Source organism: Paenibacillus sp. FSL L8-0502 (assembly GCF_038593055.1).
Classification (GTDB): domain Bacteria; phylum Bacillota; class Bacilli; order Paenibacillales; family Paenibacillaceae; genus Paenibacillus; species Paenibacillus polymyxa_D.
In genome coordinates this window covers 2,369,881-2,393,238 of record NZ_CP151958.1, presented here as the reverse complement: position 1 = coordinate 2,393,238, position 23,358 = coordinate 2,369,881, and the positions used below count along the sequence as shown (strand labels likewise).

The 23,358-nt window shown below is 46.6% G+C and carries 22 protein-coding genes and 2 pseudogenes; 1 reads left to right on the top strand and 23 read right to left on the bottom strand.

Annotated features, from left to right (window positions below):
* Positions 1-2 precede the first annotated feature (2 nt).
* The 21 genes and pseudogenes from NSQ57_RS10900 to NSQ57_RS10800 all read right to left on the bottom strand — a co-directional run bounded on the left by NSQ57_RS10900 (position 3) and on the right by NSQ57_RS10800 (position 20,277).
* Positions 3-1,907, bottom strand: a complete 1,905-nt coding sequence (locus NSQ57_RS10900; RefSeq protein ID WP_029519133.1) for a heparinase II/III family protein — start codon at positions 1,905-1,907, stop codon at positions 3-5.
* Between the two features lie 208 nt (positions 1,908-2,115).
* Positions 2,116-3,108, bottom strand: a complete 993-nt coding sequence (locus NSQ57_RS10895) for a cation diffusion facilitator family transporter (protein WP_029519132.1) — start codon at positions 3,106-3,108, stop codon at positions 2,116-2,118.
* A 249-nt stretch (positions 3,109-3,357) separates the two neighbouring features.
* Positions 3,358-3,627, bottom strand: a complete 270-nt coding sequence (rpsN, locus tag NSQ57_RS10890) for a 30S ribosomal protein S14 (RefSeq protein ID WP_029519131.1) — start codon at positions 3,625-3,627, stop codon at positions 3,358-3,360.
* Positions 3,628-3,893: 266 nt separating this feature from the next.
* On the bottom strand, positions 3,894-4,862 hold the full coding sequence (locus NSQ57_RS10885) for an ABC transporter ATP-binding protein (protein WP_029519130.1): 969 nt from the start codon (positions 4,860-4,862) through the stop codon (positions 3,894-3,896).
* The gene (locus NSQ57_RS10880) at positions 4,855-5,838 is read right to left on the bottom strand and encodes an ABC transporter ATP-binding protein (RefSeq protein WP_340932056.1); all 984 of its coding nucleotides are present in this window, start codon (positions 5,836-5,838) and stop codon (positions 4,855-4,857) included. The genes NSQ57_RS10885 and NSQ57_RS10880 overlap by 8 nt, the downstream gene beginning before the upstream one ends.
* A gap of 13 nt (positions 5,839-5,851) precedes the next feature.
* Complete coding sequence (gene opp4C, locus NSQ57_RS10875) at positions 5,852-6,778, bottom strand: oligopeptide ABC transporter permease (RefSeq protein WP_029519128.1); 927 nt, start codon at positions 6,776-6,778, stop codon at positions 5,852-5,854.
* 15 nt (positions 6,779-6,793) lie between these two features.
* The gene (locus NSQ57_RS10870) at positions 6,794-7,747 is read right to left on the bottom strand and encodes an ABC transporter permease (RefSeq protein ID WP_165147273.1); all 954 of its coding nucleotides are present in this window, start codon (positions 7,745-7,747) and stop codon (positions 6,794-6,796) included.
* A gap of 107 nt (positions 7,748-7,854) precedes the next feature.
* The gene (locus NSQ57_RS10865) at positions 7,855-9,579 is read right to left on the bottom strand and encodes an ABC transporter substrate-binding protein (RefSeq protein WP_342426009.1); all 1,725 of its coding nucleotides are present in this window, start codon (positions 9,577-9,579) and stop codon (positions 7,855-7,857) included.
* A 198-nt stretch (positions 9,580-9,777) separates the two neighbouring features.
* Entirely contained in the window at positions 9,778-10,713 is a 936-nt protein-coding gene (locus NSQ57_RS10860) for an ArsR family transcriptional regulator (protein ID WP_029519125.1), read from the bottom strand.
* Positions 10,714-10,962: 249 nt separating this feature from the next.
* Positions 10,963-11,262 (bottom strand): annotated as a pseudogene (locus NSQ57_RS10855) (discoidin domain-containing protein); the annotation flags it as partial.
* A 112-nt stretch (positions 11,263-11,374) separates the two neighbouring features.
* Positions 11,375-11,517, bottom strand: a pseudogene (locus NSQ57_RS10850) (dockerin); the annotation flags it as partial.
* Positions 11,517-12,674 carry an amidohydrolase gene (locus NSQ57_RS10845; protein ID WP_342426008.1) on the bottom strand — a complete coding sequence of 386 codons (1,158 nt, stop codon included), beginning with the start codon at positions 12,672-12,674 and terminating at the stop codon, positions 11,517-11,519. The gene NSQ57_RS10845 and the pseudogene NSQ57_RS10850, both read right to left, overlap by 1 nt.
* A gap of 56 nt (positions 12,675-12,730) precedes the next feature.
* On the bottom strand, positions 12,731-13,747 hold the full coding sequence (locus tag NSQ57_RS10840; RefSeq protein WP_342426007.1) for an LLM class flavin-dependent oxidoreductase: 1,017 nt from the start codon (positions 13,745-13,747) through the stop codon (positions 12,731-12,733).
* Positions 13,748-13,762: 15 nt separating this feature from the next.
* A complete protein-coding gene (locus NSQ57_RS10835) occupies positions 13,763-14,515 on the bottom strand; it encodes an amino acid ABC transporter ATP-binding protein (RefSeq protein WP_250244878.1) in 753 nt (250 codons plus the stop codon).
* A complete protein-coding gene (locus NSQ57_RS10830; RefSeq protein WP_342426006.1) occupies positions 14,512-15,222 on the bottom strand; it encodes an amino acid ABC transporter permease in 711 nt (236 codons plus the stop codon). The genes NSQ57_RS10835 and NSQ57_RS10830 overlap by 4 nt, the downstream gene beginning before the upstream one ends.
* Entirely contained in the window at positions 15,219-15,998 is a 780-nt protein-coding gene (locus NSQ57_RS10825; RefSeq protein WP_342426005.1) for an amino acid ABC transporter permease, read from the bottom strand. Before NSQ57_RS10825 ends, NSQ57_RS10830 begins: the two co-directional genes overlap by 4 nt.
* A 76-nt stretch (positions 15,999-16,074) precedes the next feature.
* Positions 16,075-16,926: a transporter substrate-binding domain-containing protein gene (locus NSQ57_RS10820; protein WP_342426004.1), complete on the bottom strand. Its 852-nt coding sequence runs from the start codon at positions 16,924-16,926 to the stop codon at positions 16,075-16,077.
* A gap of 161 nt (positions 16,927-17,087) precedes the next feature.
* Entirely contained in the window at positions 17,088-17,978 is an 891-nt protein-coding gene (locus NSQ57_RS10815) for a LysR family transcriptional regulator (protein ID WP_342426003.1), read from the bottom strand.
* Positions 17,979-18,089: 111 nt separating this feature from the next.
* On the bottom strand, positions 18,090-18,620 hold the full coding sequence (gene ssuE / locus NSQ57_RS10810) for an NADPH-dependent FMN reductase (protein ID WP_341039294.1): 531 nt from the start codon (positions 18,618-18,620) through the stop codon (positions 18,090-18,092).
* Positions 18,621-18,637: 17 nt separating this feature from the next.
* Positions 18,638-19,978 carry an LLM class flavin-dependent oxidoreductase gene (locus tag NSQ57_RS10805; RefSeq protein ID WP_069010216.1) on the bottom strand — a complete coding sequence of 447 codons (1,341 nt, stop codon included), beginning with the start codon at positions 19,976-19,978 and terminating at the stop codon, positions 18,638-18,640.
* 29 nt (positions 19,979-20,007) lie between these two features.
* Entirely contained in the window at positions 20,008-20,277 is a 270-nt protein-coding gene (locus tag NSQ57_RS10800; RefSeq protein ID WP_029519113.1) for a glutaredoxin family protein, read from the bottom strand.
* A 272-nt stretch (positions 20,278-20,549) separates the two neighbouring features.
* On the opposite strand from NSQ57_RS10800, the gene NSQ57_RS10795 reads away from it, so the two are divergent.
* Positions 20,550-21,419 carry a DUF421 domain-containing protein gene (locus tag NSQ57_RS10795; protein ID WP_029519112.1) on the top strand — a complete coding sequence of 290 codons (870 nt, stop codon included), beginning with the start codon at positions 20,550-20,552 and terminating at the stop codon, positions 21,417-21,419.
* An 87-nt stretch (positions 21,420-21,506) separates the two neighbouring features.
* On the opposite strand, the gene NSQ57_RS10790 is transcribed toward NSQ57_RS10795, so the two are convergent.
* Both NSQ57_RS10790 and NSQ57_RS10785 read right to left on the bottom strand, forming a co-directional pair.
* Entirely contained in the window at positions 21,507-22,631 is a 1,125-nt protein-coding gene (locus NSQ57_RS10790) for a HAMP domain-containing sensor histidine kinase (RefSeq protein WP_342426002.1), read from the bottom strand.
* On the bottom strand, positions 22,628-23,302 hold the full coding sequence (locus tag NSQ57_RS10785) for a response regulator transcription factor (protein ID WP_341039293.1): 675 nt from the start codon (positions 23,300-23,302) through the stop codon (positions 22,628-22,630). Before NSQ57_RS10785 ends, NSQ57_RS10790 begins: the two co-directional genes overlap by 4 nt.
* Between the last annotated feature and the right edge of the window lie 56 nt (positions 23,303-23,358).

Below are 23,358 nucleotides of genomic sequence, written 5' to 3'. Positions count from 1 at the left end.
AATTAATGTATGGTAAAAAACAGATTGCAATCTACGCTTGCAGAACCGTTCCAGTGATTGGAGCCCAGCTGCAGCGATGTTTTATAAAACACAAAGGGAACTCCGTCATGATCTATGTGCTTCACAGCCTCCACCCCCGCCCGCAGCACGCTGGCATCATAATCTAGCCTGACGACCGCGCTCGTTCCCTTCCATTCCACGAAGTTTGCTCCCAGATTAGGCTGAATGCGGCTGATGAAAAGCTCCTCCACATCCCATGACTTCATGCTAACGCCAGACGTTTCAAACTCAAAATGATCTGTGACGGTAAGCCTTGCTCCCTTGCTTCCCTCCAGCACAGTCCATGTGAAGGAGCGGGTGAAGACTGCCAATTCTTCTACGGGATAAGCAGATGTCAAATCAAGCTTAAGTCTTGTGCCTGGCTGTACCTCCTCCTGCTCATCCAAAGCAATATCCAGTACAACCGCCTTTGCCTTTGCGCCCGATTGCTGCATAGTCCCATTGATGACAGGCACGGAGTGACCTCCGGAGGAGATATTGATAATCGACTCTCTTCCCGGTGAAAAATAGGCCTTCGTGTATAAGCCTGCTCCCAGATCACACAATAGATTTTCGCCACCACCATGAAGGATGAAGTGTCCAAGATCGTTATGATTGTGCGGTTCATTGTTATGCCCAGCCTTCGCTGAAAATGCAAGCATGATACCTGATTCACCCTTTTGGCTTCCATATCCACTATGGCTGGAACTGCGGCTGCGGCACATCAGCCAACCAAGTTGCGGCAAATAATTGGCAACGGTCTCACCGCTCCCAAATGCCAAAGGATTCGTCCAGACCAGATTACGCAATACATGAGCCCAGCGGCGACAGGGGTCTTCCAACAGACCAGGTACGCAGAAAGGGAGTGTAGATGGTCGTTCTTGCAATGAATTCAAATGAGAGATGAGTCCGGAAGGCAAACGTTCCGTTTCACTACTGTCCGAATAATTAGCAAAAATGCCATCCGACAGATGAACCCGCTCTGCAAAGGCTGCGATTTGCCTAATCTTTTCCGAGTTCAGAATATCCACTGCTCCTTCGGTAAACTCACGCAGCATATCGGCAAAATAAATGAAATAACCAAAGCCGTACACCCAGTATCCTACGCCTTCGGGGCATCCCCCGTCCTCACTGTAGCCTGCCAAAAAACAATCCAGTGCGCCCAGCATGCTCTCGATGGCTACCGCTCTGGAAAAGTCATCTTCTACCAGCAGCAATGCTGCAATTCCACAACCCGAAGCACATACTGCCGACCAGTTATGATCTGCGGTTTCCCATCCAAAATGACGAGGCTGCCAAAAAACGGGTTCCAGTACACGACGTTCGATCTCTTCGTGCACCTGAGCGACCACATGGCTAGCCAGTTGTTCTCCTAGCAGCAATAAAATTTCAACCAGCATTTGTGCTGTTTCGGACGTGAATAAATCCACCTGCTGCCAAGGCGGTGTTACTGTGTCCTCTTCATTGACATGTGCAGGAAGCGCCCAGGTGTACTCGCTGCATATGTCCAGCAGACCGCTTTCCACCGCTTTTATCTTTCGAGGCTCCGGCTTGACAACCGCTTCCAGCACTATAGCAACCAGTCGTCCACGCCGTCCAAAGTACACATCCTCATACGGTTTGCGCTCCCCTGTATTAGCAAATTCCCGAAACAGAGACAACGGCAGTTCAGGCCATGATGTTTCCCGATTATCTTTACAGGCACGCTCAATATCCTTCCAAAACTCGGCGTATATCGGCTCAGAGACAGTCGTCCGCAGCCTTTTTGTCCAATTACTCCTTAACCGTTGCCTTGCTGAATCCTGCATACTACCAGCCAGCGCCTTAACGAGCCGCGAAGCAGGCCAAGCCTCCCTCAGAAGACTCATTTGCCTTTCCTCCTCATGAGAAGCATTCGTTTCACCCTCTTTTTTGTTAACGCTTTCATTGTATCTAACAATCATCCTAAATTCAAAGGGGTAGAAAAACAATACCGCAAAACACAAAAGAACCTCCACGCCACGTTGCTGTAGTCATGGAAGTTCTTGTTCTACTCTTTTGCCAGACTGAGTCCAGATTGGCCTGGATTTATCGTTTCTAGACCTTTGGCTTTTCTGGTTTCCAGTTTTTAATTCCGTCATCCTCCAGAATACCCAGTGCTGCATCTGAGATATTAGGATCACGTAGCAAAGCGTCCTCGACTCTAAATTTAATATCGTCAGCATCTGCCAGCGTCATGCCCGGTGTAAGCTCAATCAACCCTTCCACGTGATAGTAGCGTCCTTCCTGCAAAATACGCATTTGATAAATATCCGTAACATGTGTGTCTGCTAGAATAATGGAAGCCACACGTTCTTCGATATCAGGAGGAGCAGATACACCGATCAAACCTACCATGTTGTCGTAACCGACCCGGAAAGCAACACCGACCATCAGACAACCGATGAGAATACTTGAAATACCGTCCAACAGTTTAAAATCGGTCAGCGATGTGACCACCACTGCTAGCAGGGCGAGTACTCCCCCCGTTGTTGCTACCAAATCTTCATAAAATACCAGACGGGTTGGCGGTGCAGCACGCCCCACGTGGCGGAACGCAGTGGTGAAAATGCTTAGCCCCTTCGCTTCTACTCTGGATTCATGCAGCACTTCTTTCATCGCTTTGCTCCATACAAATCCGTCCACCACTAGTGACAAAATCAGCACTACTACATTAATCCAAAATCCATGTGTAGATTCAGCCGGATGCTGAAGCAAATGAATGCCTTCCAATGCGGTTTCATAGGCCATGATCGTTACGACAATAACAGCAACCATACAGAACAGGTTAATCACCCGTCCAAAGCCGGTAGGAAAGCGTTTTGTCGGTTTTTTCTCTGCTAGTACACTGCCCGCGAACACAAACATTTGATTCACTGCATCCGCAATGGAATGCATCATCGTAGCAAACATAGAACCACTACCTGTCAAGGCAAAAGCAATCCCCTTAATCAAGGCAATGCCAGTATTACCTAACGCCGCCGAGCCCGAAGATTTGTTTCCTTTTTTGACCATACTCCAAAAGGAGTCCTCTTTCTGTTTCACTTCCATCTTGTAGCTCCTCCTGAGGTATACATAATCTGTTATATCATCGTTTGTTATGTATTATTTTTAACCCGTCCATATTCTACCTAACCAGCTGAGGAGAATCAATACAAACGATAATATTTTCCATGGAAAAGGAATGCCCCATGTCACCCTACGACATGAAGCATTCCCGTTACAGCCTTCTATCAGACATACCCTCAAGTTAACAACACAGATAATCTACATGCGCTGGCGATCAACATAAGTGCCTGTTTACCAGCTTGATTTCGTAATGCCTGGAATTTGGCCTTGATGTGCCAACTCGCGGAACGCTATACGAGACAGCTTGAATTTGCGCAAGTATCCTCTGGGTCTTCCTGTCAGCTCACAACGGCTTTTCAGGCGTGTTGGAGATGAGTCACGCGGAAGCTTTTGCAAAGCTTCGTAGTCCCCTTTTGCTTTCAATTCACGTCTCAGGTCCGCATATTTAGCTACAATTTCCTGGCGTTTCTTCTCTTTTACGACTTTTGACTTCTTGGCCATGTAAAGCTCCTCCTTGTGTTATATGCCAATCATGAAGGTTCACCATCACTACCACGAGATTGATGAACACGGATATGAACATGATTTCACACCATAAATAGTAATAATTACGATTACTATTTAATATAACGCTGCTCCAAGCGTGTTGTCAACCCAAGCGGTTTGAATCACAACAACATTAAAAAGCCGTTGAAACAGTAGACCCCTTTCACTCTTGTGATCGGTCTGCCGTTTCAACGGCTTTAAAATTTGTTGACTAGCTCTGTTCATTCAGCCAAATGGCAAGCTACCCAGTGATCTGGACGTGCCTCACGATAGAGTGGAATCTCTTTAGAACAACGCCCGATGGCAAAGGGGCAGCGAGTATGGAATTTGCAGCCCGAAGGCGGATTAACCGGACTAGGAATATCCCCCTTGAGCAAAATTCGTTCTCTTTTCAACTTCGGCACCGGAATAGGCACAGCCGACAGCAACGCCTTCGTATACGGATGCAGCGGATTGCCGAATAACTCGTCACGCGAAGCTGTTTCGACCATAGAGCCTAGATACATCACGCCAATACGGGAACACAAATGTTCCACCACGCTCAAATCATGCGAGATGAACAAATATGTCAAACCCCGTTCGGCCTGCAATTTGGCGAATAGGTTAATAATCTGCGCCTGTATGGACACATCCAGCGCTGATACCGGCTCATCAGCGATAATTAGATCCGGCTGAAGCGCCAACGCTCGGGCAATGCCGATCCGTTGACGTTGACCTCCCGAAAATTCATGGGGGAAACGGTCGATATGATATTCGGACAATCCACATAGCTTGAGCACGTCCAGCACAATCTGCCGGACCTCCTCTTTGGTAGCTATACCGTGATCCAGTAGCGCCTCACCAATGGCATCACCAATCCGTACACGGGGATTCAGCGAGCTATACGGGTCTTGAAAGATCAGCTGAATTTTAGGACGAAGCTCCTGCATCCCTTTGGCAGACAAGCTGTGCAGATCCACCCCTTTGTATTTTACGGTACCGTCCGTTTTATCCGTCAATCTAACAATCGTGCGGCCCACCGTGCTTTTACCGCTCCCCGATTCCCCTACCAACCCGAAGGTTTCACCCTGACGGATTGTAAAGCTGATATCGTCTACCGCCCGCACATGTCCTGAAGTACGGTTCATAAACCCGGACTTCACGGGAAAGTATGTTTTTAAGCGGTCTATTTCCAACAATGGCTCAGCCATGAACAACCGCCTCCTCATATAGCCAGCAGGATGCTTTCTGCTGAGCTGAAACTTCTTTTAATGTAGGCTCTTTTATACGGCAAATGTCCATGCAATACCCACAGCGGTCGTGAAAATAACAGGAAGTCGTCAGCTCCAGCGGATTAGGTACCTGCCCGGGGATGGAATACAGTTCCTCTTGGCGCTGATTAAGCACCGGTTTGGACTTTAGTAACCCCTGTGTATAAGGATGCTTGGGATGATTGAACAGCTGTACCACCTCGCCTTCCTCGACGATCTTGCCTGCATACATCACTATGACGTAATCAGCCATTTCGGCGACAACACCCAGATCATGAGTGATTAGCATGAGCGACATATTGGATTGGGCTTTAAATTCACGCAGCATATCGAGAATCTGCGCCTGAATCGTTACATCCAGCGCCGTGGTTGGCTCATCCGCGATAAGCAGCTTGGGACTGCAAGAAACAGCAATGGCAATCATAATGCGCTGCAGCATTCCTCCGCTCAGTTCATGCGGATAGCTTTTTAATATCTGCTCCGGTCGGGATATACCGACCTGTTCGATCAGCTCCAGTGCTCGCTTACGAGCTTCCTTACGGCCTATTTTCAAATGCTCAATCAGTGGTTCGGATAGCTGTTCACCAATGGTCATGACTGGATTCAATGAAGACATCGGCTCCTGAAAGATCATGGATATTTCATGCCCGCGAATCGTGCGCATCTCATTTCTGCTAAGCTCTAGCAGATCGGTTTCCTCAAAACGGATGTTGCCGCCTGCTACTTTACCACCAGGACTCTGGATAAGACCCATGATCGACATCGCAGTAATACTTTTACCGCAGCCCGATTCACCGACAATGCATACCGTTTCTCCCGGCTTCACACGGAAGCTGATATCATCCACCGCTTTAACCGTTCCTTCTTCTGTATAAAAATGAGTGCTTAAATGTTCAATGGAAAGTAAATTGTCCATGGTGTATGATCACCTACCTCTTATGTTTCGGGTCAAGTACATCCCGCAGTCCGTCACCAAAAATATTAATAGCGATGACTGTAGCAAAAATAGACAGGCCTGGCGGTATCCACAACCAAGGTCGTTGCTGAAAATCCAGCACATTGTTGGCGGCATCAATCATATTGCCCCAAGTTGGTGTCGTGGGTAGCACGCCAAGGCCAAAGAAGCTGAGTACAGATTCACTCAAGATAGCTCCGCCAATATTCAATGTAGCGATAACGATCAACAATGGTAAAATATTCGGCAGCAGATGCTTGAACAGCTTTCGACGATTCGAGAGTCCCAGTACCGTCGCGGCTTGCATAAATTCACGTTCCCGCAAACTAAGCATCTGGCCCCTCACCATCCGTGCAATCCCCGGCCAGTTGACCAGACTAAGCATCAGCATGACAATATACATCCGTTGATCGGGTGGAACCTTCCAGTCAGATAGCAGCGCGCCCATAATAAATAGCAGGGGCAAACTGGGAATTGTCAGCAGCAAATCAGCAACGCGCATAATAATCTGATCTGCAATCCCGCGAAAATATGCGGATATGACCCCCAGCGTAGCCCCCAAAAAGACTGACAATACCATGGAAGCCAAACCCACGGTAAGAGAAATTTGACCTGCCTGCATCACACGTGTCAGCACATCCCGTCCCAGCTTGTCTGTTCCTAACCAGTGATGGATATTTGGCGCCTTGTTCATCATTAATATATTTGTTTTATTATCGGAATAAGGAGAAAATAACGGGCCGATAAAACAGAGCAAAAACATAAATACCACGACGAGCAGACCAGCCATAGCAAGCTTGTTTCTGAACAGCTGCCGGAGCGCTTGCTGCCACATTGAAGATTTAACAGTTGCTTGCAGTCTGCCGTTGCTCTTGCTCAAATTACTGCTCACGGATGACATTCCTTAGCCCCCTTCTTACACTTTCACACGCGGGTCCGCGATGCGATATAAAATATCGGACAATAGTGTCCCGATCACGCTCAATATGGCAATTAGCATCGTAAAGCCCATAAGTAGCGGATAATCCCGGAGCGAAAAGGATTGCATGTACAACTGACCGATTCCCGGCCAATTAAAAATCTTTTCAATAATCAGGGACCCGCCAAACAGCGCAGGTAATTCGAAGCCAACGAGCGTAATGGCAGGCAGTAATGCATTTCTCAATGCGTGCGTAAAAAGTACCTTTCTTTCCTTTAAGCCCTTTGCACGGGCTGTGCGTATATAATCCTGCTGGATCACGTCGATCATATTGCTACGGAAGTAGCGGGTCAACGACCCCAGTCCCAGCAGCGTCATAACGATCACTGGCAAGGTCATATGCTGGAGAACCTCCTTCACATACTCCATACCTGTAGCGTTACTGCCCGTATTGAGCATGCCACCGGGTGGCAACCACTTCAGGTCAACCGCTGCGATTTTAATCAGATACAGCCCGATAAAAAAAGAGGGCACAGACATGGCAGCGAAAATCACTATCATTACCAAAGTATCAAACCATGAATACTGCTTATAAGCAGCAACCACACCAATAATGACCGCGATAAACCAGGTCAGGAAGGTCGATATAACGGCCAGCAAAAACGAGTTCCAGATATATTCATTAAATAAGGTCAGAACCGGCTTCTGCTGGGCAAGCGAATAGCCAAAATTGCCATGCAGCGCATTGCCTAGCCAATTTCCATAGCGTTCAAGAATAGGCTTATTGAGGCCGTAAATTTCCCTCAGCTCCGCCTTTCTCTCTGGCGACAGCTTCAGATTGCCGCTAATGAAATCTCCCGGTGTCATGGCATACAGGAAAAAAATCATCATCGATGCGGCCAACAAAATAATAACCATATACGTCAGTCTTTTCGTTAAAAACGAGCTCATGACAGACTCCTTTCAATTCAAGGTCAGGCTACTCATTACGTTTCCCCCATTTGGGAGGCCCCTTGATCCGAACCTGATGTTCTTCACAAGGGGCCCGCAAATGTGGCTTATTTAAGGGACCATTCGAACAAATTACCAGACAAGCCAATGAACGGACTGACCTTTACATGTTCCATCCGACCATTGTAGGCATACACCGTCTTCTTATAGTTGGTAAAAATAACGGGCAGTTCATCGTTTAGCAGCACATATAATTCTTTATATATTTTCTTGCGTTCTTCCATATTCGTCGTAGACAAGCCTTTTTCATATAGCTCTTTTACCTTTGGATTGTTATATCCCTTGACTTCTCCATTGACGAATTGCTCGATTCCATCCGATGGATCTGTCAGCATGCCTGTCGAGAAGGCGGCGAGATCATAATCTTTACCTTCTACTTTGGCTACCATTGCATTAAAGTCTGCAAAGATTTCCGGCTGAAGGTCAACACCAATCGCTTTGTAATTTTCAGCCGCAAGCGCAATAAAGGTGTCTGTTTCTGGACGTTTAGAGGTCAGCAGGTGAATGGTCAGCTTCTGACCGTTTTTCTCACGGATACCGTCACTACCTTCTACCCAACCCGCTTCATCCAGCAGCTTTTTCGCTTGCTCCGGGTCGTAGTTGTATGGATTGATTCCATCGGTCGTGTAAGACCAGAATATTGGGGAAGCTGGAATGTTTGCGACCGCCCCTGCTCCCTGAGCTGCGTCGACATAAATACTTTTCCGATCCAGTCCAAAGGTCAATGCTTGACGAACCTTTTTATCCTTAAGCTTTTCATTTTCTAGATTTACTTGCAAATATCCGTAAGTGCTAGGGGTATACGGCAAAATGTTTAAAAAGCCAAGCCCTTTCAGTTTGTCAATATTTTCCTGAGTTGCGGTGAAGGATGCAAAGTCGGTATCGCCCGTTTCAATAAACTGCCAAGCATCGCCTTCTGCTGTTTTGTAAATGAAATGCTGTGTTTTCGGCTTGCCTTTGAAAAAGTGATCATTCGCCTCCAGACGAACTTCTTGCCCCGGAATAAATTTTTCCAGCTTATAAGCCCCATTCCCCAGAGGACTACTATGTAGATTCTTAAAATAATCCAGCTGTCCAAACTTATAATCCTTGCCGTAGTAGGCTTTGGACAGTACATATTCACCCAGAATCGGCAGAGCCAACGCGTTAGGTTTTTCCAACGTCGCAGAAATGGTCTGCGCATCAATTACCTTGATTCCTGCAATTTGTTTTGCCTTGCCTTCCGTATAGGCGTTGCCGCCTTTAATGTTCAGCTTTCGGATTTGACTGTCGCCAGGATAGGCTTTGTCATAGATCAACGTCCAAGTAAAAGCGACATCTTCTGCTGTCAAAGGGGAGCCATCACTGAATTTAGTACCGGGAACCAGATGAAATGTATACGTTAGATTATCTTTAGAAATATCCCAGCTCTTAGCCAGATTGGGCAGCGGAAGCCCCTTCTCGTCTACTGTGACCAGCGGAGTCCACAATTGCGAAATCACGTTGCCGTCATAGCCGCTTTGGTTAAAATACGGAGTAAACACCCCGGCTGGGTCAGTCAGACCCACAATAATCGTGTCGCTTCTCTTTTTGGACACTTCCGGCAATTTGGACATATCAGAAGCCTTTACCAAACTTGTTAATGGCTGCGTTGTAGTAGCTGTCTGTGTGTCCCCATTATTTTGGGCAGTAGCATTGTTGGAGCTGTCCGGTCCACCGTTAGAGCAAGCCGCCAGCAAAATAGAGCTCGCCAGAAGTAGACTGCTAAGTAAAATAATACTCTTTTTCAACATAATCCCCCCGAGTTAAATTATTAAATTCCGATAGAACAAGTTGTGATTAAGAAGATAAACCTCATTATAGGAATTTATTGGGGTTCTGTAAAGGGAGAACTACATTTTTTATGTAAAAAAAAGACGTCAACTCATCTGGATTCCAAATGATCGACGTCTATTTGTTTAAAGTGTTAAAGTCTGACGGGTGCGTGCAGCCTAATTTCGCTCCATATAGCCAAAAATGCTCCGATGCATTTCATCCACAGCCGAAAGCCGTGCGCTATATCCGAGTAATGTTTCTCCATCAAAATGTGCATGAATGAAGCCGGAGGCCCGAAGCTTAAAAATATGGTCGTGCGTGATTCCCTTGGACAGCTTGAGATGACGGACAATCTCAATAAAGGTTCGTGGAGACTGGCTTTGATACAAATATTTTAAAATCCTAAGCCTGCTCTTCTCCCCCAAGCTTCGGATCATTCGATATTCCTGTGGGGATAAAAAATCTTCCTCCTGAACATAAATTCCTGCCGAGTAATGGCATAACAGGAGCGACCCAAATCGATAAATAATATTTATCGGCTGAAAATGGTATTGAGGCACCAGCAACACGCGCGTCAGTCCCTCGGAAGGCTCGAACCGGAAGCCATTAGTGGTACGATCCACCCACTCCATAGAGCTATAAACGCCCTTCTCCTTATTTCTTCGTTCAGCTTCCTGTTCCAGACCGCTTAGAATACTTATATCCACATGGCGAAAATACTCTTCGTCCCAGCCAGATAGCAGTTGCAAAGCAAGTTTGCGAAGCTTCTCCATGTCGTCAGGCAGCGGAATCCCATAGGCTGATGCCTGTTGTTTTAATTCCTGTAAAGTCTGGCTTTCCAAACGGTCTACGACCTCTTCAACGCCCCCCTGATCAGAAAGCATATAGACAAGTCCATAAATAACCTTCCAATCTGCATTGATTTCCATGGACTCCAGCAATTCGGACAAACCTGGAGACAGCGTTCCACTCACTTGCTCCGCCCACCCGGCTGATAAGTCGGTCTTCTTGTAAGCCTTGCGGCAAATAAAGGTGTGTAAGCTGCTGAGCAGCTCAAACACCGGTCCATATGCTACATGTACATCGTAAGGAGCATTCACGTCATGACTCATCGCTTTCTGTCCTCTTTTCTTTCATGTCTGATGTCCATTATACATACTATCGTACACCCGTTCATTCTTAGTGTCCCTTCATACGAGAGTTTAGCAAAACACAGATACAAATATGAACGTAATAAGCGTCATAATCAAGGCACAAAAAAAGCCTGATCTCATCAGACTCTAACTGTTCAGCTATGAATTCAAAAAGGTTGTCTCCCACAAATATCGCAGGAGACAACCTTGGGTCAAATAGTATAATGTTTAAAGTTTGTTAGCTGCTACTTTCCACTCTAAAATTCCTGTGGATGCTGAACCTTTGGATACCATTTCAATTCTTAATTTCGTTGTTTTTACAGGCGTAAAAGTAGTCGTATTATACTGGTCTGCCGAAGTACCCAATCCATTAGCCTGCTTAACGTTAGACCAGCTGCGACCATTCCAATACTTAATCTTGTAAGACTTTGGAACATCAATGCCAGCGCCATCTTGGAACCAATAGACATCCGTTTGAGACACCGTATACTCTTGATCAAAATCATATTGAACCCATTGTGTACCTGTCTCAGGCCAAAATGAAAAAACCGTTTATTCACTGAATCAATTCCATCACAGAATTTGATTTTGGAATAAACGGCTCTATTTATAAGCTTTTTCACACCACTCTAGTAATTTTTTAGCGGGTAGGAAAACGAGAGGTATCCTTCTTAACCCGGCTCCAGGTATAACGCGACATCCAGGTATCCACTCTGTTATTTTGGGAGAATTTCCGGCCCACATAATAGTTGGCACAGGAAAACCACCCCTAGGCTCATGCTCTACTCTATGGATTTCAATGCCGATTCAGCCAGTGAAGCCAGTAGCTTCGCTGTTCCCGGCAACGCACGTTCGTCCAAATCAAAGGCAGGATGATGCCATTCCTGGCTTCCCTCAGTGCCGACAAAGACAAATACACCTGGGATGTTCTTCTGATAAAACCCAAAATCTTCGCTCGCCGAGGATGGTATGGGACGAACGACATCCAGACCGACCGCTTCCGCCGCCTCTTCCGCGATAGCGGCCAACTTACCGTCATTCAGAACAGGTGGCGGACCCTCGATCCAGCGGATGGTTGCTTTCGTGCTGAAAGCATCGGCAACACCTTTTACGACCTGCTCGAAGCGTTCAGTCACCTGAGCGCGAACATTCTCGTCAAATGTGCGGATTGTTCCGTCCAAATGGGCGCGGTCAGGAATGATGTTCCAGGCGTTGCCACTGTGCAGCTTCGTGACGCTAATGACCGCGCTATCCAGCGGATTAACGCTCCGACTCACAATAGATTGCAGCGCCGTAATGATATGTGACGATACCACGATGGGGTCAATCCCTGCATGCGGCACTGCCGCATGTGTGCTCAGACCCTCCACCTCGATGTAAAAACCATCCGCCGCTGCCATTAGCGGACCTTCTTTGATGCCGACCGTGCCTACGGGCAGGTCTGGCTTGTTATGCAGGCCAAATATGGCGTGCACCCCTGCCAACGCACCGCTATCCAGCACTTGGGCAGCGCCTTTGGCCTTTTCCTCAGCTGGCTGGAACACCAGTCGAACCGTGCCTTTCAGCTCCTGCTCCCGCTGCTTCAGGAGTATGGCTGCTCCTAACAAGGACGCGGTATGAAAATCATGCCCACAGGCATGCATCTTGCCGGGATGCATCGAAGCATAAGGCAATCCCGTTTCCTCCTGAATAGGTAACGCATCAATGTCTGCACGAAGCGCGACAGTTGGTCCCTCCTGCCGTCCGCCAATTTCCGCTACTAATCCGGTACGCAGCGGCACATCCAGAATCGTTATGTTCTGTTCTTCCAGCAGACCACGGATAAAGGCGGTAGTTTCAACCTCCTCGTTAGATAGCTCGGGATTTCGATGAAGATGGCGGCGAATGTCCACCAGCTTCTGCTCCAAAACCTGCTCCTTCGTTCCGGTTGATCCACTCATCCCTATTCCTCCTTCGTGAACCCAAAATAGTTACAATTCTCTCAGACCAACAATTTCTAGGACTGCACAGGCAATCCGGCAAAAGCTTCATGCAACAACTCGAACGAGCGCACGCGCTTGTGTATATCTCTTATTCCTGTCGTAACGATCAGCTCATCGACCTGATACTTCGCTTGAATTTCCGTCAGGACAGCATAAATTTCGTCTTTATTCCCTTTGTTAATTTGCGCTTGTGTAGCTTCAATTGTATATTCTTCACCCGATTGCTTGCCAAACTTTTCTGCACTTTCCAACGTGCCCACCGTAGCCGTCTTGCCACTGGCCAGATGAATTTTGTACAGCTTGTGCTCCCCTGCTAACTCTGCAGCTTCCTCGGAAGTGTCCGCTACGATGACTGAAAGCGCAAAAAGAGCTTTCGGCTCACGTCCATAACTATAATCGAAAGACGCCCGATACGTACGGAATGAGTCCAATGCAACCTGCTCATTACTATTGATAAATTGCGAGAAAACGTAGGGCAACCCCAAACGCGCAGCAATTCCAGCACTGTCTGTACTTGTACCCAAAACGTAAATATCCGCTGGTATTTCTGGAATCGGATTCGCCTGTAACCCGGCTAGCGGTCCTTCTTCAGACGGAATATTATGAATATAGCGACTTACTTCATCAATTTTTTCTTCGAGAGAAGGCGCATCATGAACGTTTCGTTGTAACGCCTGTGTGGATTTCGGCAGCCCGCCCGGTGCGCGTCCGATTCCCAAATCTACGCGACCCGGTGCAAGAGAGGACAGCACATTAAAGTTTTCGGCTACTTTATAAGGGCTGTAATGCTGAAGCATCACTCCACCAGAACCGACTTTAATACGCTCAGTGCGTGCCAGCAAGTGGGAAATGAGTACCTCTGGCGAAGAGCCCGCAACCTGCTCGGAATCGTGGTGCTCTGATACCCAGAAGCGTGTAAACCCCAATTCCTCTACACGCTGTGCTAGCTTAATCGTATTACGAAGGGCCTGCGCTGCTGTTTCCCCCTCGTGTATGGGGCTTTGATCCAATACTCCGATTTTAGTACTCATGTCTCCCTCTCCCGTCTAAATTGAATAGTTATATTCCGGTGTAATCCGTTTCAGGAATTGTTTGGTACGTTCCTCTTTGGGGTGGTTAAAAATGTCTTCCGGTGTGCCTTCCTCGATAATATGACCGCCATCCATAAATACCACATGATTTGAAACATCGCGCGCAAAGCCCATTTCATGTGTAACGACAATCATCGTAATGCCTTCCTTCGCAATCTTGCGGATCACCGACAGCACCTCACCCACCAACTCAGGGTCCAGCGCCGAAGTCGGCTCATCGAACAAAATCACTTCCGGGTTCAGCGCCAAAGCACGCGCTATGCCTACACGCTGCTGCTGCCCGCCGGATAGCTGGCTTGGATAATGATTTAGCTTTTCACCCAGACCGACCTTTTCCAGCACTTCAATGCTGATTTTTTTCGCTTCCTCCTGCTTGACCTTACGAACAACGACAAGTCCCTCCATGACATTTTCCAGTGCTGTTTTATGCTTGAACAAATTGTATTGCTGGAAAACCATAGCCGTCTTTTGACGTAGAGCCAAAACATCCCTCTTTGCAGGTCGCTTGCAGTTCACTGTAAAATCGCCAATGCTGACTTCCCCATCATTCGGCTTTTCCAGATAATTAATGCAGCGTAGCAGAGTCGTTTTTCCTGAACCGCTCGGTCCTAAAATAACGACGACCTCGCCTTTGTTCACGGTCAAATCAATGCCTTTAAGCACTTCATGTTTGCCGAACGACTTCGTAATATTTTGCAGACGGATCATGATGCTCGACCTCCATTAAACACATTGATTTTTTTCTCCACCAACCCAGATATTCGCTCAATCAATATTGTCAATCCCCAAAATAGCAGTGCAGCTGCGATATATACCTCCAAATATTTCCAGTTGGTAGATGCCAGAATTTCAGCCTGTGCCTGGATTTCTGTGACAGAAACCGTGAAAGCCAAGGTAGAGCCATGAAGCATCCCAATAACGGAATTCGTCAGATTTGGCAAACTCACCACGAATGCCTGCGGAAATACAATCCGTCTCAGCACTTGCCACGTCGTCATCCCGACAGCATAAGCCGCCTCGATCTGCCCCTTGTTGACCGATTGAATTCCAGAACGGACGACCTCAGACATATACGCGCCACTGGTAATGGAAAACGAAATGAGTGCAAATACCATATAAGGAACATCTTTGGATTGCAGCGGCCAGCCGAAATGCTTCGCTCCCGCATCAATTAACAAAGGCAAACTGAAATAAATAAGCAGCAAATGCATCAGCATCGGTGTGCCACGGATAAAGGTAACGTAACCGTGAGAAATCTGGGATAACACAGGAACCTTATAGATTCGCGCCAGCGCCGTTATTATACCGATGACCAACCCTGCCAGTACAGAAACCACCGTAATCATTAAGGTGTTGGGCAACGCGGAGAACAACCCTAAAAAGGCAGTATATATAAATCCAAAATCCAGACTCATATGCCTTTACCTCCTTTACTCAGACGAGGACTTCTCAGGTAGCGCACCACAAAACTTTTTCGTTTTTCGGGTTCTTTCTGCACTTCATCCCGATGCTCATGCCGGAGAAGCGTATTTTCCAGCACCCTGAACAATTTTTGTAAAATCAGACTGATGACCAGATAAATAAGGGATAACGCGATGTAGGTTTCAACAAAATGCTGGGTAGCCGACCCTAATGTCTGTGATTTCCCTGTCATGTCCATCGCTCCGATTGTAAATGCCAGCGAGGTATCCTTCAGATTGCCAATCACCAGATTGGAAAATACCGGAATCACCACAGCCAGCGCTTGCGGCATTATGATACGTGTACAGGTCTGATAGCCTGACATGCCGACGGACTGTGCAGCCTCGATTTGTCCTCGGTCTACTGCCTCTACTCCTGACCTGATAATTTCGGAAATAAAGGCTCCACTATTGAGTGCGTAGGTCGCTACAGCAAACCACAGCACATCCCATCTGGAGGAATTGATATCTACCAGCTTTAGTAGCTCTGGCAGGCCGTAATACACCAGAAACAATTGGATTAGAATAGGTGTTCCGCGAAAAAAGGAAACATACACCTGAGAAACACGTTTGAGAAATGGAATGTTATACATGCGAGGCAGCGCAACCAACAGACCAATGATAAGCCCCAATACAAGCGAGCTTGCCACAATAAACAAGGTGATGTGTAAGTAAGACAGCATTTTCGGGATAAAGCTAAAAACATAGTCAATATTGAACTCTCTGCTCATATGCCTGCCCCCTTTCTATACATCAGCGGTCAGAATACATAGAGTACCCTGACCGCTGAAATGTCCAAATCTATCCTTACTTTTTACTGCTGCTACCTTCCTTTTCCACATCCTCTAGAGACTTCGTGAAATCCTCTCCAAGCCATTTAATGCTCAGCTTCGACAGCGTACCATCGTCCTTCACTTCCTGAATGGCTTTGTCCAAGTCATCCGCCAACCCTTGCTCATTTTTGTTCAATACATACAGTACATCCGATTGAGTCAAAGGATCACCCACGGTTTTCAGAGCTACTTCTCCTTTTTCATCGGTGTTAAAACGGTTCGCAAAGTCTGTCGTAACAGTAGCATCTATACGGCCGCTTGTAATTTGTTGCACCGTATCATTGGCTGCACCACTCGTATAAACGATATTTAGAGCATCTCCGTGGGTTTTGTTATATTCTTTCAGCACATACGCCGCATTACTGGTTGGGCTGGTGAGTACCTTTTTCCCTTTCAAATCATCAATGGAATGAATGGTATTGTTATCCTTCGCTACAGCGACTCTGTTCAGAAAAATGCTATACGGATTTTTGTTGAACAGATACTTGGCTTCGCGCTCCGGGTTTTTTTCCATTTGATGCGATACCAGATCAATTTTGCCGGCATCGAGACTTAGTAGCAAATTTCCAAAGTCCATCGTTTTGAATTCAAATTCGTATTGAGGCAGGCGCTTGTCCAGCTCCTTAATCAGCTCCACATCAAAACCTGTTAAATTTCCGTTTTCGTCAATAAAGCATACATTTTTGAATTGAGTACCTGTGCCTACGATAATTTTCTTCACGTCTCCGCTCGAACCTGATGCGCTAGACGCGCTATCTGAGGAACCGCAGCCTGCCAGCACCAGGATGATTGCCATAACAGACAATATTGCAAACCACTTTTTCATATAAATCCCCCTCATCTCTTTGTATATCAGCAGTTTGCGAGTATACATGGTAGCTACAACATTCAATAATTGATAATTCATATAAGTTTAATCGGTTTTAGGATGTGATTAATTTAACACTTGGAAACCTACACGTCAATCCACCAAGCTATAGAACTTTTCTATAACAAAACAGCACCCCGGAAACCCTCTGTCAGTGCATCTGCAAAATCCGAAGTCACTGCACAGTCTTCTTTGGTCGCAATTATGCTGATCTGCATCGACACCCCAGCCACCTCTGGAACATGGATACGGAACAGTTTCTGATCTTTCACTTCACGGTTCACACAGACATCCGGCAAAAAGGCAATACCCGCTTCTTCCAATACCAGCTTTTTGGCCGTGACCACATTGTCTACCTGAAAAGCAATGTCCGGTGGCTGCTCCAGTGATTCAAAAGATCGATGAATTCTCATCCAATCTAGTGATCCACATTCGAAAAACACCAGTGTTTCACGTTGAATATCCTGTATGCTGGCCCTTCCTGTCTTCATAAACGGATGACCGTCGTATACATACAGAGAAATCGGATCTTCATAAAAAGCAAGCGTACGGATAGCCGGATGCATCACTTTACGGACAAAACTAATGTCTACCTCACGGTTCAACAGTTTTTGTAACAGTTGATCCGTCGTAGCCGTCACAATTTTGTAGTTAACCTCCGGATAACGGGCACGAAGCTGCTTTAATATTTCAGGAATGATATAGTTCGACACCGATATCGTGCAGCCAATTCGAATTTGCTGAGGGGCTTTCTTACGCTGTTGGAGCTTTTGCTTCCCTTTTTGCAGCACCTGAAGCATCTGCTCCGCATAAGGAAGAAACTTTCGTCCATCCTCCGTCAGAACCGTTTGCTTACTTTGGCGGTCGAACAGCTTGCATTCTAGCTCGCGCTCTAGCGTCTGAATCCGGGCTGTAACAGAGGGCTGGGACAAGAACAAGGCTTCTGCCGCCTTATTAAAGCTCCCATAATGATTCACGTATACAAAGGCTTCCATATTCTCGATATTCATACGCAAGTCCCCCAGTAAGTTTTATATATACTTATCCAATATGTTAACTCGGTTTTTTTGTATCATAAAACTCACTGAACGACCTGTCAATGGACATATTGAAAAAAATATCTATAATTTTAATAGCTCATTTAATTCTTTAACAGAACGTTCCAACCGTGCAACCAATTCTTCGGACAACCCGTATAGTCCATCTGGCAGACGTTCGACCCACTGATCCACTGCATACACCCCGCCAAGAATATGTCTTCCGCCCAGTGCATTGATAACCGGCTTCAATGCATAGTCAATGACCAGCAGGTGAGCCAGTGTGCCTCCGATAAATAAAGGCAAGACAGGTTTCCCTCTTAGTCCCTCCTGCGGAACCAAATCCAGAAAGATTTTCAATAGTCCTGAATAGGACGCCTTATAGACTGGAGAAGCCACAATGACGGCATCCGCTGCTGCAATCAGCGCAAGTGATGCTGTGATGTCGGGGCTGTTAAAGTTAGCTGTGACTAGATCCTCCGCTGGCAAGTCGACCACATTCAGTAATGTGACCTCCGCTCCAGCCTGCTGCAACTGCTCCGTTGTATAGTGAATCAAGCCGTATAAACGGGATTGTGTAGACGGACTGCCTGATAGGATGACAACCTTGGACATATTTTTTCCTCCTTCTGTTATGCGTCAACCTTCACTTTGGATCTGGCCGCTGTGTAGCGGTTCTCAGGTATAGGCACGCCCAAGTTTTCACGCAGTGTGCTAAATTCATAATCCTGACGGTACACACCGCGTTCCTGCAAAATAGGCACAACCAGATTTATGAAGTCATGCAGACCCGATGGTACATCAGAACCAATAATGAATCCGTCTGCTCCTTTTCTATCAAACCACTCCTGCACTCGATCCGCCACCTGCTCAGCGGTTCCGATAAAAGAGGTTCTCGGTGTAGCTGAACGCAACGCAACCTCGCGTAAGGTCAAGTTTTGTTCCTTGGCTACTCGTTTGATTTTATCTGTACCGCTGCGGAACGCATTGCTGCCAATACCATCAAGCTCAGGGAATGGCTCATCCAGCAGATATTGTGAGAAATCATGATGATCGAAGAAACGTCCCAAATATTTTAGCGCAGCCTCAATCGTCACCAGATTAGTGATCTCTTCATACTTACGTTCCGCTTCCTCCGTTGTATTGCCAATAATCGGCGATATGCCCGGCAAAATGACAATATCCTCTTCGGATCTACCATAGCGTACCGCACGTTCTTTCACATCACGATAAAACTGCTGCGCTTCCTCTAACGTTTCATGTCCTGTAAATACAGCATCCGCTTCCTTAGCGGCCAGGTTTTTGCCATCCTCGGAGGAACCTGCCTGGAAAATAACCGGCTGTCCCTGCTTGGATCGTCCAATGTTCAGCGGACCCTGCACAGAGAAAAACTCACCTTTATGGTTCAATGTATGCAGCTTTTCAGGATCAAAAAATACTCCAGCTTCCTTATCACGAACGAACGCATCCGCTTCCCACGAGTCCCACAGTCCTTTCGTAACCTGTAAATATTCCTCTGCAATTTTATAGCGCTGCGGATGCGACGGGTGCTCGCCTTTGCTAAAGTTAAGGGCAGAGCCTTCCAGCGGGGAAGTCACCACATTCCAGCCTGCACGACCTCCGCTAATATGATCAATGGAAGAAAACTGGCGTGCTACCGTGAACGGTTCGCTATAGGAAGTCGACAATGTGCCAACCAGTCCGATATGCTTCGTCACTCCAGCCAAAGCAGACAAAATCGTAATTGGCTCAAAACGGTTCAGAAAGTGAGGAATGGATTTTTCGTTAATGAACAGGCCATCTGCGATAAATACGAGGTCGAACTTTCCTTCCTCTGCCTTTTGCGCCTGCGTTTTATAAAATTCAAAGTTAACACTCGCGTCCGCAGGTACTTCAGGGTGACGCCAAGTCGTCATGCTTCCCCCAACGCCGTGAATAATCGCACCAAATTTAATTTGTTTATTCTTAGCCATAACTCTTCCACCTCTCTTGAACATGATTGTTATACCACTTGATTGTAACTTTCCAGCACTTTACCCAACTCTTCCAGATCCGGGTTGAGCAGGGCTTCATATTTGTTATCCCCGCCTACTTCGACGACAGGAACATAACGAACACCATATTTGGTTTCCAGCACGTCACGCAGCGCATCATTTCCGTCCACTTGGATATTTTCATACGGCTGATTTTGGGATTCCAGGTACGATTTGATCTCTCCACAAAAATGACAGCCGGTTTTGCTCCACAATACAACTTTAGGTTTGGACGACATATACATACCTCCGTGAGCTTAATGTTTATAATTCCGATGAATTAAATAAGGATTATATTTATAATGTATCCTGCCGACCCTTTTCCGTCAATCGCTTGTGTAATAGACATTGCTAATTCAACGATAGAAAATTTTAATCTTATATCGTATTTAATCGGTTTATTGGTAGCTCAGTTATTTAAATTTAGGGGAATTGGAGTTTAAATGTGCCTTGACGCGGATATCCTTGGAATAGTAGCGCCCTTGTGGCGAAATGAAATGGGGTTGAGTAAATGCAGGATTGGGCCGAGGTTGCTATACGCACATTAATGGCTGTCGCTATATTATTTTTAATCACCAAAATTCTTGGAAAACGTCAGGTATCCCAGCTTTCCTTGTTCGAATATATAACAGGAATCACGATAGGTAACCTGGCTGCTACCATTCCTATGGAGCGTGAATCCACCTGGTATCTAGGCCTCATAGCCTTGTCAGTATGGGTACTGACAACACTTGGCATTGAATATTTGCAAATTAAAAGCAAGAAAATCAGAGATATAACAGATGGAAGGACAACAATCCTGATCAAAGACGGCAAAATTTTAGAGGATAATCTGAGAAAGGAACGGCTCACCCTGGATGAACTCATGGAGCAGCTACGAAGCAAGAATGTATTCAAAGTATCTGATGTAGAATTTGCTCTCATGGAAACCAGTGGCGAAGTCAATGTGCTGTTAACCAAAGACAAGCAGCCTGTAACGCTTAAAGATTTGAATATGTTTCAGCTACCGGAGAAGGAACCCACAGCAGTCATTATGGATGGACAACTTATGGAGCAACAAATGGCATATATGGGGATTACTCAACAATGGCTGGATGCCAAGCTAAAGGAAAAGAGCCTGACGGTCAAAGATGTGTTTTTCGCGCAGGTGGACACGCAAGGGGAGCTATATATTGACCAATACAGTGATAATGTACAGATGTCCAAGGCACAGGATTCGAATCAAGCTGTGCTGACGCTGCTGCAGCAATGTACAACCGAGCTGCAAAAACTGGCTACGAATTCCAGCGAACAGCAAAGGAAACAGTTGTATGAGCTATGCTCACACAACTTGAAGGAAGCTATCCAGGAAATGCAGCCGGTAAATTCATCTAAATCCTGAGCTTATACGTATATAACATAAGAGTATAAGCATGGGAGTTAAAAAGGAGCGTCCTTCAGCCGCTTATGGCTTTGAAGACGCTCCTTTTTATATTACTGTGCCGGTGTACATTTCACAGTTGTTGCTGCCTTTCATTCCTTGCCGGCGCAGCGGCAGCATAACCGTAAATACCGTTCCTTCTCCCACCTTGCTGGATACAGAGATAGAGCCGGTATGCATCTCTGTTATTTTATAAGCAATGGACAGTCCCAAGCCGCTGCCTCCTGCAGTTCGGGCCCGTGACTGGTCTGCTTTATAAAACCGTTCAAAAATGCGTTGCTGATTCTGTTCGTTGATGCCCTGTCCCGTGTCCGCAATGCGGATAACCGCCTGTTCACCGTTACTTGAAAGAGAAACAGATATGCTTCCACCCTGTGGTGTAAATTTAATGGCATTGTGAAGGAGATTTACCCAAACCTGGCCCATCAGATCCTCGTCCGCGTTAATCTCAACGATATCCACCTCAACAGTCATCTCGATTTTTTTAGCCTCCCATTGCGGTTCGCAGGCGAGAATAAGCGAAATCAGCTGCTTGTCCAGCCGATAAAGGGACGGACGAAACGGATGCCGCTCCGAATCCAGAATCGCCAGCTTCATGAGATTATCGCTTAGCTTGGATAGACGAATACACTCCGTCTCGATGATCGTCAAATACCGGTCTCGCTGCTCACGATCCAGATTCTCGTCCTTGAGCGCCTTGGCGAATCCGATTATCGAGGTCAGCGGTGAGCCGATTTCATGGGATACGTTTGAAATAAACTCCTCCCGCAGCTTTTCCATAGCCTTCAGATTTGCAGCCATATCATTGATACTGTCCACCAACTGTACATAAGGATGCGGCCTCCGATGTTTTCCGTTCCTCCCGCCGAGATCCCAATCCAGATTAATGTGAAAGTCTCCTTGCGAAATACGTTTTAAAGCATCGATCATTTCGGTAAAAGCGTGCTGTTCTCTAGGCTGGAAGAAGCGCCTTACCGTCATACTGATAATACCGAAGAAGAAAAAGCCTAGCGTCGTATTCATAAGAAAGACGAACAAACCATGGGGAGCCCATGACATGTGCGAATAGATCGCCTCCATAATAAAGAACGCGGCAGTCCAGCTGAGATACAGCACCAATAACACCAGCATGAGTCTCGCAAGGATATGGAGGAATCCCGGTTCTCGTTTCATTGCCTTACCTCCAGCCGATAACCCAATCCTCGGATCGTACTGATCCGGAAGGAGTGGCTTGCCTCCAGAAACCGTTCCCGAAGGCGTTTGATATGGACATCAACCGTTCTTTCGTCTCCCTCATAATCATAACCCCAGATCTGTTCGATCAACTGGTCGCGGGTAAAGGTTTTGCCAGGATAGCTGGCCAGCTTGAAGAGCAGCTCAAATTCCTTGCGCGGCAGGGTAAACTCCTCTTGCCCAGCCCGGCATTCAAATGTATCACTCCGCAGGACAAGATCTCCGACAGTCACTGATTTGGAAACCATGATACGATAGCGTTTTAATAAAGCCTTCACGCGTGCAACAAGCACCATGGGGTCGAATGGCTTGACAAGATAGTCGTCCGTTCCGAGCGCGAAACCTTTCACGATCTGTGACGTCTCGCTTTTAGCTGTAAGCATAAGCAGCGGCAGGTCGGTTTGCTCTCTCAGCTTACGGCACAACTCCCAACCATCCATTCCCGGCATCATGATATCAAGAACAAGTAAATCGACCTTGATTTGCTCAAAAATGCGCATCGCGTCCAATCCATCCACCGCCTCGACTACATCCAGACCTTCCATCCTCAAAAAGTGTCCGACCATTTCGCGAATATGCGGATCATCATCAACGACCAATACACGCGCCATTTCAATCCCCCCCCTAACTAGTTCTGCCTTAAATCTCTCATCCTCGTCAAGAAGAC